This is a genomic window from Microbacterium sp. H83, from assembly GCF_001650405.1.
In the GTDB taxonomy this organism is placed as follows: Bacteria; Actinomycetota; Actinomycetes; order Actinomycetales; family Microbacteriaceae; genus Microbacterium.
Genome location: NZ_LWCU01000014.1, coordinates 36,304 through 53,255 on the forward strand (window position 1 = coordinate 36,304; position 16,952 = coordinate 53,255).

Genomic DNA, 16,952 nt, shown 5'->3' on the forward strand with positions numbered 1-16,952 from the left:
AATCTTACATCCATGGACGATTCTGTCGATCGAGCGATCCTGGCCGAGATCTCCCGCGACGGGCGCGCCACGCTGGCGCACCTGTCCGACACCGTCGGCCTGTCGGTCTCGGCCGTGCAGTCCCGACTTCGACGCCTCGAGACCCGCGGGGTCATCGCCGGATATCGGGCGATCCTCGATCCCGAGCAGGCCGGCACCCCGCTCTCCGCCTTCATCGAGATCACTCCGCTCGACCCCGCTCAGCCCGACAACGCACCCGAGCTGCTCGAGCACCTCACGGCGATCGAGGCGTGCCACTCGATCGCGGGGGATGCGAGCTACATGCTCTTCGTCCGGGTCGCGACCCCGCGGGCACTGGAGGAGCTGGTGCGCGACATCCGCCTCGCGGCGAACGTCAGCACGCGCACGACCGTCGTGCTGCAGACCTATTACGAGCACCGGCCGATCATCCCGATCTCGGGGGACGCCGCGGGCTGACGCGGTCTCGCCCACGCGGAGGCGGAGGGATGCGCGGTGTCGGTGGCTTCCGACATCATGATCAGAGTCATCCACCGCCGCGCGACCCCTAAGGAGAATCGATGTCCTTCCAGGCGTACCTCGACAAGGTCGAGGCTCAGACCGGTCTCACCTCTCGCCAGTCCATCGAGCGGGCCCGGGAGAAGGGCTTCGACGAGACGACGAAGTCGACCGTCGTGTTGAACTGGCTGAAAGAGGAGTACGAGCTGGGGCACGGCCACGCGCAGGCGATGGTGCACGTCATCCTCAAGGGGCCGAAGATCAGCGACAAGCACGTCGGCACCGGCGGGGCGCACGGCGACAAGTCCGACACGCTGTGGCTCGACGGCAAGGACAGCAACCCGAGCCCCTGATCGCTCCGCGCCGACTCCGCACCGACTCGGCGGGCGCGCATCGACGCCCCCAGTAGGATTCCCTCCGTGGCAGCATCGTCGAAGCGCAAGAAGAATCCGACCCGTGTGAGCGGCAATCCCGCGAAGCGGGTCAGCGGCAATCCGGCGAACACACCCGTGATCGAGGCGGGTCCTGTGACGATCGGCGACTGGATCGGCGCCGCCCGGCTGCGCACGCTGCCGCTCGCGATCGCGCCGGTCGTGATCGGCACAGGAGCCGCCCGCAGCACGGGACCCGAGTTCCACTGGGTGATCGCCCTCGCCTGCCTCGCGGTCGCCGTGCTGCTGCAGATCGGCGTCAACTTCGCGAACGACTACAGCGACGGCATCCGCGGCACCGATGCCGTGCGAGTAGGACCCGCTCGCCTCACGGCATCCGGGAGGGTAAAGCCGCGCACCGTCCTGATCATCGGCCTCGTGTTCTTCGCGCTCGCCGCCGTGGTCGGCCTCCTGATCGTGATCCGAACGGAGCAGTGGTGGCTGCTGGCGGTCGGCGCCGCCTGCATCGTCGCCGCCTGGTTCTACACCGGCGGCAAGCGCCCCTACGGCTACTTCGGCCTGGGCGAGGTGTTCGTGTTCGTCTTCTTCGGCCTCGTCGCGACCCTCGGCACCACCTGGGTGCAGGTGTTCCAGCTCCCTCAGCAGGCGTGGCTGGGGGCCATCGCCGCCGGCCTCTTCGCGTGCGCCGTGCTGCTCGCGAACAACCTCCGCGACATCGACCAGGACCGTCTCGTCGGCAAGCGCACGCTCACGGTGCTCATCGGGCGTCGACCGACGCAGGCGCTGTTCACCCTGTTCGTGCTGGTCCCGTTCGGCATCCTCGCGTTCATCGCGCTGCTGTACCCGATCGCCTGGGTCGGACTGCTGGCGCTTCTGGCAGGGCTCCCGGCGATCCTCATCGTCTGGACGTACCGCCAGGCGAAGGAGCTCGTGATCGCCTTGGCGCTGACCTCGCTCACGGCGCTGCTCTACGCAGGCGCGCTGTTCTGGGCGTTCGCCGGCTGAGGTCAGGACCGCCCGGGCTCGCCGGGCTTCTCGTCGGACGCGGCGGTCTCGACGGCCTCGTCCTCGAGGTCGGCGTCGTCCTGCGCCGCGCTGCGGCGACCGGCACGACGCTCGACCAGCCGCGCGGACGCGTCGGTGAGGGGAGCGCGAAGGAAGAGCATCGAGATGCTCACGCCGATCAGCGCGGCGAAGATCGCGGCGAGCCACCAGAACTCGCGGAAGATCGGGAAGAAGAACCACAGGACGGCGAGCGGGACGAGGAACGCCAGCAGTCGAAGCACGGTGTAGACGAGGAAAGGTGCACGGTTCTTCACCCGGACAGTCTACGTTCGCCGGCTGTGCGTCCGACCGGAGCGCGGTCCGCCGACGGAGCTCAGTCCTCGATGCCGAGCGCGGAGAAGGGGATGCCGCGCACGACCCGGTGCCAGGGATGCTCGCCCAGAGACCAGAGCAGCCTCGCATCGAGATCCAGGGCGAGGTCCTCGCAGCCGACCGGCAGCGCGACCGCATCGCGCGCGAGGGCGTCACGGGGTCCGGTCCAGAGGGCGCCCGGGTGCATGCGGTCGGACTGCGACACGAAATAGCGACCGCCGCGGCGGACCGCCCCCTGCATCCGTGGGAGCCCAGGGGAGAACCGGTCGATCTCGGCGAGATCCCCGTCGTCGTCGGGGATCGCGAACTCCGCGATGCGCCCTGCGTCCTTCTGCAGGTATTCACCGATCAGCACACGGCGCAGCGGAGTGCCGTCGTCGTCGAACACCCTCCCGAGATACGAGCACCGGAGGTCGACCGGGTGCACGCGCCGCCGCACGGCGACGAGCGCGGTGGTCCGCAGTCCGCGTCCCGAGGCGCCGGCCACGCGCCGCGCGTCGGCGCCGCGCACGCGACGGATGCCGGCGAGGTCGAACTCCCAGATGCCCCGCCCCGTCGCGGCCACGTAGAGCCGGTCGTCGAACCAGGCGAGGCCGCCGGCGTGGATCGGGGCGGCCTGCAGCACGCCCTCGTCGTCCTCGATCGCGAGCAGGACGTCGAGGTGGCGTGATCGCTCGAGGTCGACGAAGGCGATCCTGGAGGCGAGATGGGTGCCGTCGAGCCTCTGCCGGAACCAGCTGACGGCGAGCGTGCGCCGACCGTGCCACTCGCCGAGGTCGACGCCCTGCGGGTACCAGCGCCGTGTCCACGTCCGCGCGCTGAGCCAGCGGAGGTCGACCGTGTCGCGGCGCTTCTGCCGCACGGGGCGCCAGGTGGTTCCGAACGGCCAGAGCATGTCCTCCATCGTCCTGCATCGCCGTCGCCCGCGCGAACCCGACGCCTCGGCAGGACACCTCTCGTTCACCCTGCGGTCCCCGTCGCGCAACGAACGCCTGTCACCATGCCGGAACCGTCCACCACCGGGAGTTCCGTGCGCACACCGCTCGTCACCGTCATCCTTCCCGCGAAAGACGCCGGTGCCTACATCGGCACGACGCTCGAGACGCTGACCCGCCAGTTCGACGACCCGTCGGCGCTGAAGCTCGTCGCGATCGACGACGGGTCTCGCGACGACACCGGCGTCATCATGCGGCGATATGCGGAGCGGTTCCCGCACTCCGAGGTGGTCTTCAACCCGCGCGCCCGCGGACTCGCGACGGCGCGCAATCAGGGCCTCGAGCACGTCGAGGGCGACGCGTTCTGCTTTCTCGACGGCGACGACTGGATGCAGCCGCGCCGCCTCGAGGTGCTCGCGCGGCGGCTGCACGACCTCGAGTGCGACTTCGTGCGCACCGACCATGTCACCGTCACCGCCGGCCGCCGGGTGCTGAAGCCCGCTCCGTATCCGTGGCGCGATCGGGTGGCGTCGCCGCGAGAGGCGATCCTCCCCGAGGACGAGCCGACCATGGTCGACTACCCCTTCGCCTGGGCGGGCATGCTGCACCGCCGGGTGATCGACGACGGCCTCGCCGCCTTCACGCCGGGCCTCTTCACGGCCGAGGACCGCCCGTGGATCTGGCGGCTGCACCTGCAGGCGCGGTCCTTCGCGGTGGTCGACGCTCCCGCGCTGCTCTACCGGCGAGGGGTGTCGACCTCGCTCACCCAGGTGCGCGACCGCCGGCAGCTCGATTTCGTGCGCGCGATGGGCGAGGTGCTCGACATCGTCGCGGCGGATGCCGAGGCGGAGCGCTTCCTGCCCAAGGCGGTGTGGAGCGTGCTCGCCCTGAGCTCCCGGCACCTCGTGCGCGCCCGCCGGATGACGCCGGGACTGCGCGCCGAGATGCGCGTCGGCATCCGCGAGCTCCTGCGCCGACTGCCGGACGACCAGGTGATCGCGGTGCTCGCCCGCCTCGACGGCCCCCGTCGACGCGTGCTGGCCTCGCTGCTGCGCACGGTGGGGGCGGTCGCATGACCCAGCTGTTCGCCCTGCACAGCGCCTACGGACTCGCGACCGCGGCGGCCGCGATCGACGGCGGTCTGATCGAGGCGAGCGGCGAGCGCGTCCTCGTGCCCTTCCACTCGTCCCGCATCCCCGAGACGTCCGTCGGGATCGTGGCGGACCCCGCCCTCGCATGCCTGCGGCGACGCTTCGATCGGATCGAGGACCTCGACGAGCTGCTCGGGCCGCTGCATCCGAGCTCGTGGAAGCCGGAGGCCGCCGAGCTGCCCGTGCTCCGTCGTCTGCTCACGAGGGCGTGGGGTCTCGACGCGCACGATCTCGAGCTCTTCGTGCAGAGCCCCCAGGTCGCGCCCGCCCGCACCCTGTTGACGCTGTTCCCGCACGCGCGCATCACGATCGTCGGCGACGGGCTCATGACCTACTCGCCCCTGCGCATCAAGCTGCCGCACACCGTGACCGCCAGGATCGGCAGAGTCGTGCACGCCGACGTCGTGCCCGGCGTGCGGCCGCTGGTCGCCTCCCCGACCGCGCAGACCGTTCCGGTCCCGCCGCCTCTCTTCGCCGCCGTGCTCCGAGAAGCGGCGGACGGAGTCGCACTGGCTCCGGACCTCGCGGACGGCGCGGACACCGTGCTCGTGCTCGGTCAGTACCTCGCCGCGCTCGGCCTCGTGAGCGACGCCGAGGAGGTGGCCCTGCAGGCCGCGATGATCGACCGGGCCGCCGCCCGCTCCCCGCAGCGCATCGTCTTCAAGCCGCATCCGTCGGCACCGCCGCGCCTCACCGACGCCCTGCGTGCGCGCGCCGCGTTCCACGACGTCGAGTTCCGCGAGTACCGGGGCCCGCTCTCGGCGGAGGTCCTCGCCGAGCGCCTCGACGCGCGAGCGGTGATCGCCGGATTCTCGACGGCGCTGCCGACCGTGAGCACGCTGTTCGGTCGGGAGATCGACGCCGTCGGCGCCGACGCCGTGCTCGCCCGGCTGACGCCCTTCGAGAACAGCAACCGCGTCCCGGCGGCGATCGTCGACGCCATGACACGGCCGCGGTCACCCTATCGGCACCCCGCGCGGCTGCAGCTGCTGGTGGACGCGGTGGGCTACGCCATGCAGCCGGTCGTCGCAAGGCACCTGCGGCCGCGCGCCGAGGAGCTGCTGCGCGAGCTCGACCGGGACGAGCGCGATCGCTACTTCGCGCCCTCCCGGCTCGTCGAGCTGCGGCTGCCCGGCGCACCCGCCGACAACGCGGTGCAGCGCGTGCTGCGACCGGCGGGGGGAGTGGGCCGCGCCGAGGAGCTGCGGCTGACGGCGATGGGGGCGCAGCGCCGTCTCGGCCGCGCCTGGCGGGTGCTGAGAGGACTGTGACATGACGACGGAGACCACGGAGACGACGACCGGCGGCATCACCGTCGCGATCATCCCGGCGCGCGGAGGCTCGAAGGGCGTGCCGCGCAAGAACGTGCAGCGCGTCGGCGGCATCCCGCTCGTGGCCCGCGCCGTGCGCAGTGCGCTCGCCGCCGACGGCATCGACGAGGTCGTCGTCTCGACGGACGACGACGAGATCGCCGAGGTCGCCGAGGCTGCGGGCGCACGCATCGTCCGTCGACCCGCGGACATCTCGGGCGACAGCGCCTCGTCGGAGAGCGCCGTGCTGCACGCCCTCGACGAGCTCGAGAGGTCGGGCCGGCGCGTCGGCGTCGTGGCGTTCCTGCAGGCGACCTCGCCCTTCATCCCGTCCGACGCGCTCGCCGCGGCGGTCGAGCTCGTCGCCGGCGACGTCGCCGACAGCGTCTTCGCGGCGCACGAGACGTACGGGTTCCTCTGGAGCAGGACGGATGCCGGCGAGGCCGCCGCCGTGAACCACGACGCGTCGCACCGCCCGCGCCGTCAGGACCGCGAGCCGCACTTCCTCGAGACGGGGGCGTTGTACGTGTTCCGCGCCGACCGCTTCCGACGGGCGCGCCACCGCTTCTTCGGACGCATCCGCATCGTCGAGGTCCCGGAGTGGACGGCGATCGAGATCGACGACGAGCACCAGCTCCGCATCGCGCGCGCGCTCGCGGGCCTGCACGACACCGCGGAGCGCATCGAGGTGCGTGCCGTCGTGACCGACTTCGACGGGGTGCACACCGACGACACCGCCACCGTCGACGCCGACGGAGGCGAGCGCGTGCGGGTCAGCCGCGAGGACGGCATGGGCGTCTCGCTGCTGCGGAAGGCCGGCATCCCGATGCTGATCCTCTCGACCGAGGTGAACCCCGTCGTCCGGGCGCGCGCCGACAAGCTCCGGGTGCCGGTCCTGCACGGCATCGACGACAAGGCGGCGGCGCTGCGCAGCTGGGCGGAGGAGAACGGCATCCCGCTCGCCGAGATCGCGTACCTCGGCAACGACGTGAACGATCTCCCAGCGATGGCGATCGTCGGCTGGCCGGTGGCGGTCGCGAACGCGCATCCGCTCGTGCGGGAGCAGGCGCGGATCGTGCTGTCCCGCGCCGGGGGGAACGGCGCGGTGCGGGAGCTCATCGAACGGGTGTTGCCCGCCTGACCGGTGCCGGTAACCCTCCTGTCGCACCGCGTTCACTCTCGGCGCGTACCCAGGGGAGAAGGCCATTTCGACGACCGGAGGAATCATGACTGTCAGCATCGGCTCCCGTGTGATCGGCGGCGGTCACCCCGCCTATGTCATCGCGGAGATCGGCCTCAACCACAACGGCGACGTCGACATCGCGAAGCGTCTCATCGACGTCGCGGCGAAGGCCGGCGCCGACGCCGTGAAGTTCCAGAAGCGCACGCCCGAGATCTCGACGCCCGAGCACATGCGCGACGTCCCCCGGGAGACGCCGTGGGGCACCATGAGCTACCTCGACTACCGCCGACGCGTCGAGTTCGGACGCGAGGAGTACATCGCGATCGGCGACCACGCCACCATGCTCGGCCTCGACTGGTTCGCCTCCCCGTGGGACGTGCCCAGCGTCGACTTCCTCGAAGACCTCAACGTCGTCGCGCACAAGGTCGCCTCGGCCAGCCTGACCGACACCGAGCTGCTGGTCGCCCTCCGTGAGACCGGCAAGCCGATCATCCTCTCGACCGGCATGTCGACCATCGCGCAGATCGACCGCGCGCTCGAGACGCTCGGCACCGATCGGGTCGTGCTGATGCACGCCACCTCGACGTACCCGCTCGAGCCCGAAGAGGCGAACCTCCGCGCGATCGCGACCCTGCGCGACCGCTACCCGGGCGTCCCGGTCGGCTACTCGGGCCACGAGCGCGGCCTGCAGATCTCCCTCGCGGCCGTCGCGATCGGCGCCGTCGCCGTCGAGCGCCACATCACGCTCGATCGCACGATGTGGGGCTCCGACCACGCCGCATCCCTCGAGCCCACCGGCCTCGAGCACCTCGTGCGCGACATCCGCGTGATCGAGAAGGCCCTCGGCGACGGCGTGAAGCGCGTGTTCGACAGCGAGCGCGCGCCGATGGCCAAGCTCCGCCGCGTCACCGCGTGACGGATGCCGACATGACCGACCTCGGCATGACGGAGCGCGTCCGCTCGACCCGCCTCGACGCGCTCCGCGTCGTCGCCATCGCCGATGCGGACTCGTTCGTGAAGTGGTCGGCGTCGCTGCTGGGGAGCGTGGCCGACGCCGGCGCCGGCATCCGATCGCACCTCCTGATCGTCCGCACCCCGCTGAGCGCGAGCATCGAGCAGCAGCGGACGGCGCTCGCGGGCACCGGCATGCGGCCGGACGGCGTCACCCGGGTGTCGTTCCCCGAGGTCGAGGCATGGCTCGAGGGTCAGCGACCCGATGTCGTGCTGCTCGCGGGCCGAGGACCGTTCGCGCGCCTGATGGGGCGGGTCGTCGACCGCCTCTCGTCGCGACCCGTGGTGGTCGCCGGGCTCCCCGGCATGGCGATCCCCGCGCAGCGCGGCGCCCTGGACTATCGCCGTCATGCGGATCTGCTGATCGTGCACTCGCACCGCGAGCAGCGTGCGTTCGCGGAGCTCGGGCGACGCATCGGCGTCAGCGTCCCGACCGCGCTCGCCACGCTGCCCTTCGCCCGGCCTCGATCGCGGATGCTGGCGGCGGAGCGCGTGGGCGTGCTCGCCGACCAGCACGAGCCCCGAAGCGCGGGCACCCTCGTCGCAGACCCCGCCGAGCGGGGGGACCGCGGCGATCGGTCGCGCCGCGAGCCCGCGACCGACATCGTGTTCGCCGCGCAGGCCCTGGTCCCGGTCGACCGTGAGCAGCGCGCCGAGATCGCCGCGACCCTGGTGCGTGCGGCCGAGGCCGACCCGAACCGCCGAGTCGTGGTGAAGCTGCGGTCGCGCCCCGGCGAGTCCGAGACCCATCTCGAGCGCGACGCCTACCTCGACCTCCTGCCCGCACGCAGGCCCGACAACCTCGTCGTGTCGTACGACTCGATGTCGACGGCGCTCTCCGCGGCCGCCGGCCTGGTCACGGTCAGCTCCACGGCCGCGGTCGAGGCCCTCGCCCTCGGCGTCCCCGTGATCGCACTCGACTCGTTCGGCGTCAGCAAGAGCCTGCTCAACACCGTCTTCGTCGGCAGCGGACTGCTGGGCGGGCGCAGCGAGGTCGTCGCCGGCCGCTTCCGGCATCCGCACCCCGACTGGATGCGGGACAACTACTTCCATCCTGCGTCGGAGTCCACCTGGTGGGATCGCGTGCAGCAGCTGGTGGCGCTCCGCCGCGCGGGCGCTCTGCCCGCCCGGATCGTGCCCGCACCTCGCGGCGGATCGATCCACGAGGCGTGGCACCGGGCCAGCGTGCTCGGGCGGGAGGACCGCACGGCGGCCGGGATCGCGGCGCTGACGCTCGGCGCGCCCGCGACGAGGGTGCTGTCGGCGCTGCGCCGGGGTCGGGCGTCGGCCGACGGCGGCACCTGGGCCGACCCGTCGACCGACTTCACGCTCGAACCCAACCCCTTCCACGATTCGATCCGGCGATGACGGGCGATCCGCGTCAGCTGCTGCGGCGGATCGCCCGTACGCCGACCACGAGTCCGACGACCGCGACGGCCAGCGCCGACACCCATCCCCACAGCACGGTCGGATCGCCCAGATCCCCGGCGAACAGCGCGCGCTCGGCCCGCACCACCCAGTTCACGGGGTTGACCGCGGCGACCGCGCGCATCCAGTCGGGGCCGTCGTCGAGCGGCAGCAGCATGCCCGACAGGATCAGCAACGGGAAGATCAGCGCCTGCTGCACGCCCCAGAACAGCCACTCCCGGTCCTTGGTCGCCAGGGCCAGCGAATACGAGAGCGAGCCGAGGCCGACGCCGAAGACCGCCAGCAGCGCCAGACCGATCAGAAGGCCGGGCACGTGGATCGCGAACCCGAACGGCCACGCGATGAGCACGATCACCAGGGCCTGCACGACGATCGGCGCGATCTCCTTCAGAGCGCGGCCCACCAGCAGCGACGAGCGGGCGAGCGGGGCGACGAGAGTGCGCTCGTGCGAGCCGGTCATCATCTCGTACTGCAGGTTCGATCCTGTGGCGCCGGTGCCGAACAGCACGATCATCACGAGGACGCCGGGTACGAACCACGTCAGCGTCTCGCCCACGGGCTGTCCGGAGCCGCCGACCAGCAGCGGGGCGAAGAGTCCGAGGAAGACCAGCGGCTGCAGGAGGCTGAAGATCAGCGTGAACGGGTCGCGGAGCACCGGCTTCAGCTCGCGGGTGAGGACGTTCCGCGTGTCCCGGGCGAGGTTCGCCCGGACGAGTGTGTCGGCGGTGCCGTGGGTGACGGCGGGGGCGGTGGTCATGAGAGCACTCCTGTCTTGTCGGTGTTCGTGTCGGTGTTCGTGTCGGCAGTCACGTCGGATGCACTCGCGGCGTCGCCCTCGCCCGCCTCGCGCAGCGTCCGTCCGGTGAGGGCGAGGAACACGTCGTCGAGGGTGGGCGGCACGCCGGTCGCGCGGCGGACGAGGATGCCGGCGGCGTCCAGCTCCCGCACGATCACCGGCAGCAGGCGGTCGCCGTCCGGGACGGCGAGCGAGAGGGAGTCTCCGTCGAGGGCGACCTCCGCGCTGCCGAGTCGGGCGATGACGGGACGCGCCGCCACGGCATCCGCCTCTGTGGCGAAGCCGAACGTCAGAACATCGCCGGCGAGCGTGGCCTTCAGCGCGGCCGCGCCGTCGTCGGCGATGATCCGGCCCTTGTCCATGACCATCACGCGCTCGGCGTAGCGGTCGGCCTCCTCGAGGTAGTGCGTCGTGAGGAAGACCGTCGTGCCGTGCTGCGTGCGCAGGTCGAGGATGTGCTCCCACAGGTTCGCGCGGCTCTGCGGGTCGAGTCCCGTCGACGGTTCGTCGAGGAAGATCAGGGGAGGAGCGTGCATGAGTCCGAGCGCGATGTCGAGGCGTCGCTTCTGGCCCCCGCTGAGCTGCTGCACCGTCCGCGTCGCGAAGGAGCCGAGGTCGAGCGACCCGATGAGCTCATCCGCACGACGGATGCTGTCGCGGCGGCTCATGCCGTAGAACGCGCCCTGGCTCAGCAGCTCGTCGCGCACACGCTGCGAGAAGCTGCCGCTGGTGAGCTGTCCGACGTAGCCGATGCGAGCGCGGACGCCGGCGGCATCCGAGCGGATGTCGTGGCCCACCACGCGTGCGGTGCCCGACGTCGGCGGGATGAGGGTCGTCAGCATCCGCAGGCTCGTGGACTTGCCTGCGCCGTTGGGCCCGAGGAACGCGACGAGCTCGCCGCGCACACGGAGCTCGCCCGCCGACTCGGCGTCACGGAGCGCACGGTCCGACGTGACGTCGATCGGCTGCGCGAGCTCGGCTACCGGGTCGAGTCGACGCCGGGTGCCGCGGGCGGATACCGGCTCGAGGCGGGCAGCGCGGTGCCGCCGCTGCTGCTCACCGACGACGAGGCGGTGACCATGGCGATCGGCCTCAGGGTCGCGGCGACGCAGCAGCTCGTCGGCGGGTCGGAGGTGACGCTCACCGCCCTCGCGAAGCTCGAGCAGGTGCTGCCCTCCGCCCTCCGTCGTCGGGTGAACGCGCTCGCCGCGTCCGTCCAGCCGACCTCGACCCGCCAGGCCCCGGTGATCTCGCCGGTCGTCCTCGGCGAGCTCGCTCTCGCCGCGCGCGATCACGAGCGGGTCCGGATCCGCTACATCGACCGCGAGGGGCGCGAGAGCGTCCGCCGGGTCGAACCCCACGTGCTCTCGCCCTCGGAGCGCAACTGGTACCTGCTGTGCTGGGACCTCGAGCGCGACGACTGGCGCACGCTGCGCGTGGACCGCATCGACTCGGTGGAGCACACGCGCGTGCTGTTCGCGGCGCGCGACATGAGCGAGGAGGAGGTGCAGGAGCGCATCCTGCTCGCCACCTCGTGGTCGCCGCAGAAGATCGAGGCCGACGTCGTGATGGATCTGCCGATCGAGCGGATGCGTGAGTTCTTCGGGATCTGGGCCGACGGGGCGACGGCGGAGGACGACGACCGCACCCGCTGGCCGGTCGGCGGCTCGGACTGGCGGGAGGCCGTGTACGGGATGTTCTACGTGCCGCCCGGCGTCGGGTACGTCACCGACTTCCCCGAGCCGCACCGTGCCGAGCTGCGGGAGGCGCTCGGCCGCCTCATGAGGGCGCTGGATGCTCCGGCGCCGCCGTCACGGTTCCGAGGCGCGGGGTCCTGACGATCGGGGAGCGGCGATCGACGGAGGGTCGGCATCGTTCCAGCGCTGGAACGTCTGCACCCACCAGAAGCCGGCGAAGAGCAGCAGGGCCGCGAGCTCGCCGATCAGCACGGCCGGCGTCTCGCCGAACACCTGGCGGAATGCGACCGCGGCGATGAGGAACAGCAGGTCGACGATGAGGAGTCCCGAGATCCACCGGTAGATCGAGCGCTGCCGCGGAGTCGGCGGAGTCTCGTGTGCGTCGAGGGGTCCGCTCGCGTACAGGATCGGCACCGCCGTGAACAGCGCGAAGAACACCAGGGTGACGACGAAGTGGATGCTGTGCACCGGCCAGAAGTTGAAGGGGAAGCGCTCGTTCACCACCGGCACGAAGGCCAGCGCCGCCACGACCGTGGCCGTGGCGAGGGCGACGACAGAGAGGACGACGGCCGATCGATTCGGCTCCCGCCTCCGCACGCGTATGACCGCGGTCGCGACCACGACCGCCACGACCGTCACCCCGTAGACGGCGATGCCCGCCTTCGCCGAGGCGAGATAGTCGGACGGGATGCAGTCCGACGGGCCGGGGCACGGAAGCCCGCCTGCCCCGATCCCGTCCGCGATGCCCGCCGGCCCGATCGTCGTCGGCGCGATCCCCGTGGGCACGATCGCGATCAGCGGAGCGAACACGGCGCACACGTCGAGCAGCGTGGTCGCGCGGCTGCGCCCCGACAGCGCGAGGAGAGCGATGGAGACCGCGATCAGCGAGCCGACGAAGACGTCGCGTGCGGGTGTGTAGACAGCGTGGCTGACGGAGGGGAGCGGGCGCCAGCCGAGGACGAGCGGATCCCACGAGACGACCGCGCTCTGCAGGACGACGCTCAGGACCAGCGCGAAGACGACGAGGACGAGCGACAGGCGCAGGTACCGGTGCGTCTTCTGCGCGGTCGTCGCTGCGCCGGTCTGGATCCGGTCGTCGGCATCAGCCATGACCGCGACGCTACACGCCCGTAGCGACGCCGACGCGCGACGCGACGTGACGAAAGTCGTCATCCGCCGACGCTTTCGGTCAGACGGGGCAACGATCCTGGTGTTCCGGAACACTGCCCGGTAACGTCATCCCCATCGCGGCGATCCGGGCGGTCCCGGGCCTCAGCTCATATCTGACGGCGTTGCGGGTTCGACTCCCGCCGTCGCGTCCAATTCCTCGGCGATCTACCGTCGATGCGTCGTCGTGTCCAGGGGTAGCGGGCCCGGAGGCGTGCGCCCGACAATGTCTGCATGGATGACTCCGAAACCACTGCTCAGGCTGCCGAAGGCACGTCGATGGATGCTGCCATCGACCGGATCGCCACCCGCTACCCGGACATCGACCGTGCGCGCATCGAGTCGCTCGTGAGCGACTCGGCGCACGGCCACGACGACGCACGTGTCCGTGACTTCATCCCCGTGCTCGTCGAACACGAGGTCATGGAGAAGCTCCGCGCAGAGGCCGAGCCGGTGCCCGTCGCCGACCTCGACCTCGGGCCGGCTGTGGACGATCCCCGCCCGGGTGATCCGCAGCGTCCCGATCCGGCAGAGGTCGACCGGGCGTCCGAGCAGCACACCGGTCCGCTGCTCGGGGATCTCCGGAACGGCTAGCCGGCACGGTCCGGGCGAGCGCCGCCGTCGTCAGGCCGTCCGAGTGGCGCCCGACCGGAGTCGGGCGAGCACCCTGTGCTCGACCAGGACCGGCACGTAGTCGCGCAGCCGAGCGCCGTCGAAGGCTTCGAGCTCTTCGGCGATCAGGGCGAACAGCGCATTCTCCTCCCACTGAGGGAATCGGCGCCGCAGCCGTTCGGCCATGTAGAGCAGCGCCTCGAACTCGCTGCCGGGATTCGTGCAGCTCATGGATCGATTCTCCACCCGTCCACGGCGGGCGGCGCCGAGAAGCTACGCTCGATCCATGATCCAGTCCGGCCTCGCCTCGCTCGTCGTCCATTCGCGGGAGACGGTCCCCGATGCGATCACCGAGATCCTCCGACTCGAGCCCACCACTGTCCGCCCTCGCGGCACGGTCCTCCGGTCCGGTCGGGCGACGGAGCACCACTTCTGGGACGTCTCGGTGGATCCGACCCACAACGACGACGACGATCAGACCGGGACGGGGGCGCTCCGGGCTCTGCTCGACCGCTGCGCACCCGCCGAGGGACGCCTCGCCTCCCTCCCGGCGGACTGCGAGGCGCGGATCGTGTGGTCCGCGTACTCCGATTCGCTCCAGGGAGGATTCGTGCTGACCGCGGAGCTCGCCGCCCGCGTCGCGGCTCTCGGGGCCGACGTGTACGCGACCGCCTATCTGGACGCCGAAGACGACGCCGAAGACGACGAAGACGACGCCGAAGACGACGCCGCCGGCGTGACGTCGGGCGCCGGAGTCGCCTGACCCGCGTGATCCAACGGCTGACCGCGGGCGACATGCCGGCGCTGTTCGCCTCCCTCGCCGCCGTGAGCCTGCAGCTGCCTGTGTTCCTCATCGCGCATCTCGGTGCGCGACCTGCAGCCGTTCGCGGTGTTCCGCGACGCGTTCGGACGCCGAGAGCTCCACGGCCACCTGATCGGCTTCGGCCTGCTGGCGCTGCCGTTCGGCTTCTTCGCGAACGACTTCAGTGTGCTCGCGCTGGACGCGGTGCAGTGGGGACCGACGCAGATCGGGCTCCTCACGGCGTCGGTCGGCATCTTCGACATCCTCATCCAGCGCGTGCAGGAGTGCATCGCGACTGGTAGGCAAGGGTGGTGCGTGGTTCAGGGAGGCGGTCGAGCCCGGCCAGGAGGCTCCGACATCGATCCGATGAGAAAGAGCGCTCCGCTACACCGTGCGCCAGTCGTGAGCCGTGATGGCGGCGCCGGCCTGCGGCCCCATCTGCAGCATCCCGCCGTCGATGACGAGCGATGCGCCGGTGATGTACGCGGCCTCCGGCGATGCGAGGAAGGCGATCAGCGCGGCGACCTCGCGGGCGTCGCCGGGGCGTCCCAGCGGGATGCCGGGGCGATCGACGGTGTGGGGATCGACGTCGTCGTTGCCGGTCATCTCCGTGGCGATCTCGCCCGGCGCGACGCTCACGGCGCTGATGCCGAAGGTGCCGAGCTCGAGCGCGAGGGCCTTCATGAGCCCGCCGAGGCCGTGCTTCGCCGCGTCGTAGACGCTGGCGCCGACCATCGGCTGGTGCTCGTGCACGCTCGTGACGGCGATCAACCGCCCGCCGCGCCCGGCCGACACCATCGCCCTGGCCGCGCGTTGGAGGCAGACGAACGCGCCGGTGAGATCCGTGTCCATGACGCGGTTCCAGTCCTCGAGGCCGAGCTCCAGGAACGGCGTCTGCGCACCGGTGCCCGCGTTGTTGACGAACACGTCCACGCCGCCGAGCTCGGCGATCAGACCGTCGACGACATCGCCGCACGCGGGGATGTCCGACACGTCGAGCTGCGCGATCACGGCCCGCGCCCCATGACTGCGCACCTCCTCGGCCGTGCGCTCCGCGCCTTCCCGATCGGAATGCCAGGTGATGCCCACGTCGATCCCCGCGGCGGCGAGGGCCACGGCGGTCGCCCGCCCGATGCCCGAATCCGCTCCGGTCACGATCGCACGCCGTGCCTCGGCGTCGAAGTCGGTGCTCATGTCTGCTCCTCCAGGTGTCGTCGTGCAGGGGTCGTCGTGCGGGATGCTCGAACGCTAGGTCGCCGGACACCCGCCGGCGAACGGGTTGACGCGAATGGTCTGCGTCGCTAGTCATCGCCGCACCGACGTCGAGCAGCTGCGCAAGCCTCCCCGCGACAGCTGAGCGCGGTCAGCCGAGCCGCTCGTCGAGCCAGTCGAACATGCGCTGCGCGGTCAGGGTGCGTGCGAGCGGCTGACAGTGCCCGTCCGCTCCTTCGGCGGCGGTGAAGCGGATGAGCGTCGACACGGATGCCGTGAGTTCCGCGAGACGCTCGGCCTGACCCGGCCAGAACTGCTCGTTCTCGGGCGACAGGATCAGCAGCGGCGTCATGACCTCGGAGGCGACGTCCTCGGCGGTGTATCTCCGTACCGCCCGAATCGTCTCACCGTATCCGCTGGTCCCATAGGGGCGGGCGCGGAACGCCCAGGTCCGGGCCGTCTCCGGCGAGAGCCGCATTCCGAGAGCCATCTCTCTGTCGAACTTCTCGACCTGACCCTCGTCGAGGAGCTTCACGAGACCGTGCGGCAGGTGCGACGTCCACGAGGTCGAGACGTCCACGACACCGGGGTCGGTGATCCCGGCTGCGAAGCGGTGCTCGAACGCCAGGGCTCGTGCGACCCAGTAGCCGCCCTGGCTGATGCCGTACACCGCGATCCGCAGCGGGTCGACGCCGTCCAGTTTCGCGACGTGGTCGAAGACCGGTGTCAGCACGTGCTCCCAGTCCGGCCGGAACGGCACGCTCTTCTCGAAGAGCTGCGACTGCTGTCCGGGGCCGTCGAAGACGAGCACATTGTACCCGCGCCGCAGAGCGCTCGCGACGCACGACGCCCACAGGGACGCCAGGGACCCGTCGCTCCCGTTGACGGCGATGAGCGTCCCCGTCGCCCGTGCGGCGGGACGGAAGAACCATCCCGGCAGGGTATCGCCCGCGTAGGGGATGGCGACCTCTTCGACATCGACGGAGGCATGGGCGATGAAGCCTCGCCAGGCCGCTTGCTGCTGTGCGAACGTCGGAGCCAGATCATCGGACGCGGCGAGCGCGCTCGCCGCGTTGACGGCGACCGCGAAGTACGACGAGGCGCGCAGGAATGCCGATGCCGCGCTCACGCCGTGGCCGCCGGCGGCAGCCGCCCTCGCGGTGGTCATCATCCGATCCGCGAGCCCCTTCCACGCGGCGAACCACGCGTCGTGATCGCCCTTGCGGATGCCGGCCACGGCAGCGAGGATCTCCCCGGGCTCGCCGGCGCCCTCGACGCTGCCACCGATCGCGCCGCGGATCTCGAAGTCGAAGTCGGGGTTCTCGGAGAACGGGTGGATCCGTGCGGAGCGGTGCGACATCGG

20 protein-coding genes and 1 pseudogene are annotated in these 16,952 nt (G+C 71.3%); 12 read left to right on the forward strand and 9 right to left on the reverse strand.

The genetic code is table 11. The features are described 5' to 3' along the window. Positions 1 to 12: 12 nt before the first annotated feature. The 3 genes from A4X16_RS07635 (at position 13) to A4X16_RS07645 (ending at position 1,913) form a co-directional block, all read left to right on the forward strand. The gene (locus tag A4X16_RS07635) at positions 13 to 477 is read left to right on the forward strand and encodes an Lrp/AsnC family transcriptional regulator (RefSeq protein WP_067118812.1); all 465 of its coding nucleotides are present in this window, start codon (positions 13 to 15) and stop codon (positions 475 to 477) included. A 101-nt stretch (positions 478 to 578) separates the two neighbouring features. Next, positions 579 to 869, forward strand: coding sequence for a DUF4287 domain-containing protein (locus tag A4X16_RS07640; protein ID WP_067118815.1), 291 nt, complete (start codon positions 579 to 581; stop codon positions 867 to 869). Between the two features lie 66 nt (positions 870 to 935). After that, a complete protein-coding gene (locus A4X16_RS07645; protein ID WP_067118818.1) occupies positions 936 to 1,913 on the forward strand; it encodes a 1,4-dihydroxy-2-naphthoate polyprenyltransferase in 978 nt (325 codons plus the stop codon). Between the two features lie 2 nt (positions 1,914 to 1,915). Here A4X16_RS07645 and A4X16_RS07650 read toward each other — a convergent pair whose 3' ends face one another. After that, positions 1,916 to 2,227, reverse strand: a complete 312-nt coding sequence (locus tag A4X16_RS07650) for a DUF4229 domain-containing protein (RefSeq protein ID WP_067118820.1) — start codon at positions 2,225 to 2,227, stop codon at positions 1,916 to 1,918. A gap of 59 nt (positions 2,228 to 2,286) precedes the next feature. Next, complete coding sequence (locus A4X16_RS07655) at positions 2,287 to 3,180, reverse strand: hypothetical protein (protein ID WP_157560028.1); 894 nt, start codon at positions 3,178 to 3,180, stop codon at positions 2,287 to 2,289. A 105-nt stretch (positions 3,181 to 3,285) separates the two neighbouring features. Here A4X16_RS07655 and A4X16_RS07660 point away from each other — a divergent pair, with 105 nt between their 5' ends. The 5 genes from A4X16_RS07660 (at position 3,286) to A4X16_RS07680 (ending at position 9,243) form a co-directional block, all read left to right on the forward strand. Further along, on the forward strand, positions 3,286 to 4,296 hold the full coding sequence (locus tag A4X16_RS07660) for a glycosyltransferase family 2 protein (RefSeq protein ID WP_067118831.1): 1,011 nt from the start codon (positions 3,286 to 3,288) through the stop codon (positions 4,294 to 4,296). Then, the gene (locus tag A4X16_RS07665; protein WP_067118835.1) at positions 4,293 to 5,642 is read left to right on the forward strand and encodes a polysialyltransferase family glycosyltransferase; all 1,350 of its coding nucleotides are present in this window, start codon (positions 4,293 to 4,295) and stop codon (positions 5,640 to 5,642) included. The genes A4X16_RS07660 and A4X16_RS07665 overlap by 4 nt, the downstream gene beginning before the upstream one ends. A gap of 1 nt (position 5,643) precedes the next feature. Further along, positions 5,644 to 6,822 carry an acylneuraminate cytidylyltransferase gene (locus tag A4X16_RS07670; protein ID WP_067118837.1) on the forward strand — a complete coding sequence of 393 codons (1,179 nt, stop codon included), beginning with the start codon at positions 5,644 to 5,646 and terminating at the stop codon, positions 6,820 to 6,822. Between the two features lie 85 nt (positions 6,823 to 6,907). After that, positions 6,908 to 7,780 (forward strand): N-acetylneuraminate synthase family protein, encoded by an 873-nt coding sequence (locus tag A4X16_RS07675; RefSeq protein WP_067118841.1) that lies wholly within the window; start codon positions 6,908 to 6,910, stop codon positions 7,778 to 7,780. An 11-nt stretch (positions 7,781 to 7,791) separates the two neighbouring features. After that, the gene (locus tag A4X16_RS07680; RefSeq protein ID WP_067118844.1) at positions 7,792 to 9,243 is read left to right on the forward strand and encodes a DUF6716 putative glycosyltransferase; all 1,452 of its coding nucleotides are present in this window, start codon (positions 7,792 to 7,794) and stop codon (positions 9,241 to 9,243) included. Positions 9,244 to 9,256: 13 nt separating this feature from the next. Here the strand turns inward: A4X16_RS07680 and A4X16_RS07685 are convergent, their stop codons facing one another. After that, positions 9,257 to 10,060, reverse strand: a complete 804-nt coding sequence (locus A4X16_RS07685) for an ABC transporter permease (RefSeq protein ID WP_067118847.1) — start codon at positions 10,058 to 10,060, stop codon at positions 9,257 to 9,259. Continuing rightward, a complete protein-coding gene (locus tag A4X16_RS07690; RefSeq protein WP_231880302.1) occupies positions 10,057 to 10,941 on the reverse strand; it encodes an ATP-binding cassette domain-containing protein in 885 nt (294 codons plus the stop codon). The genes A4X16_RS07685 and A4X16_RS07690 overlap by 4 nt, the downstream gene beginning before the upstream one ends. Here A4X16_RS07690 and A4X16_RS07695 point away from each other — a divergent pair. Further along, entirely contained in the window at positions 10,888 to 11,937 is a 1,050-nt protein-coding gene (locus tag A4X16_RS07695; RefSeq protein WP_231880303.1) for a helix-turn-helix transcriptional regulator, read from the forward strand. The two genes, A4X16_RS07690 and A4X16_RS07695, sit on opposite strands and share 54 nt — an antisense overlap. Here the strand turns inward: A4X16_RS07695 and A4X16_RS07700 are convergent. Then, a complete protein-coding gene (locus tag A4X16_RS07700; protein WP_067118851.1) occupies positions 11,911 to 12,906 on the reverse strand; it encodes a hypothetical protein in 996 nt (331 codons plus the stop codon). The genes A4X16_RS07695 and A4X16_RS07700 overlap by 27 nt on opposite strands. 136 nt (positions 12,907 to 13,042) lie before the next feature. Between A4X16_RS07700 and A4X16_RS17770 the strand changes: the two are divergent. Both A4X16_RS17770 and A4X16_RS07705 read left to right on the forward strand, forming a co-directional pair. Then, a pseudogene (locus A4X16_RS17770) lies at positions 13,043 to 13,118 on the forward strand. 79 nt (positions 13,119 to 13,197) lie between these two features. Next, positions 13,198 to 13,557 carry a three-helix bundle dimerization domain-containing protein gene (locus A4X16_RS07705; protein ID WP_157560030.1) on the forward strand — a complete coding sequence of 120 codons (360 nt, stop codon included), beginning with the start codon at positions 13,198 to 13,200 and terminating at the stop codon, positions 13,555 to 13,557. A gap of 30 nt (positions 13,558 to 13,587) precedes the next feature. Here A4X16_RS07705 and A4X16_RS07710 read toward each other — a convergent pair whose 3' ends face one another. Further along, positions 13,588 to 13,806: a three-helix bundle dimerization domain-containing protein gene (locus A4X16_RS07710; protein ID WP_067118857.1), complete on the reverse strand. Its 219-nt coding sequence runs from the start codon at positions 13,804 to 13,806 to the stop codon at positions 13,588 to 13,590. Between the two features lie 55 nt (positions 13,807 to 13,861). Here A4X16_RS07710 and A4X16_RS07715 point away from each other — a divergent pair, with 55 nt between their 5' ends. Beyond that, positions 13,862 to 14,338: a DUF4279 domain-containing protein gene (locus A4X16_RS07715; RefSeq protein WP_067118861.1), complete on the forward strand. Its 477-nt coding sequence runs from the start codon at positions 13,862 to 13,864 to the stop codon at positions 14,336 to 14,338. 87 nt (positions 14,339 to 14,425) lie between these two features. Here A4X16_RS07715 and A4X16_RS17775 read toward each other — a convergent pair whose 3' ends face one another. From A4X16_RS17775 to A4X16_RS07725, 3 genes are all read right to left on the reverse strand, one after another. Next, complete coding sequence (locus tag A4X16_RS17775; RefSeq protein WP_157560032.1) at positions 14,426 to 14,683, reverse strand: hypothetical protein; 258 nt, start codon at positions 14,681 to 14,683, stop codon at positions 14,426 to 14,428. Between the two features lie 78 nt (positions 14,684 to 14,761). Next, the gene (locus tag A4X16_RS07720) at positions 14,762 to 15,571 is read right to left on the reverse strand and encodes an SDR family oxidoreductase (RefSeq protein WP_067118864.1); all 810 of its coding nucleotides are present in this window, start codon (positions 15,569 to 15,571) and stop codon (positions 14,762 to 14,764) included. Positions 15,572 to 15,740: 169 nt separating this feature from the next. After that, positions 15,741 to 16,949, reverse strand: a complete 1,209-nt coding sequence (locus A4X16_RS07725) for an alpha/beta hydrolase family protein (protein WP_067118867.1) — start codon at positions 16,947 to 16,949, stop codon at positions 15,741 to 15,743. Positions 16,950 to 16,952 lie beyond the last annotated feature (3 nt).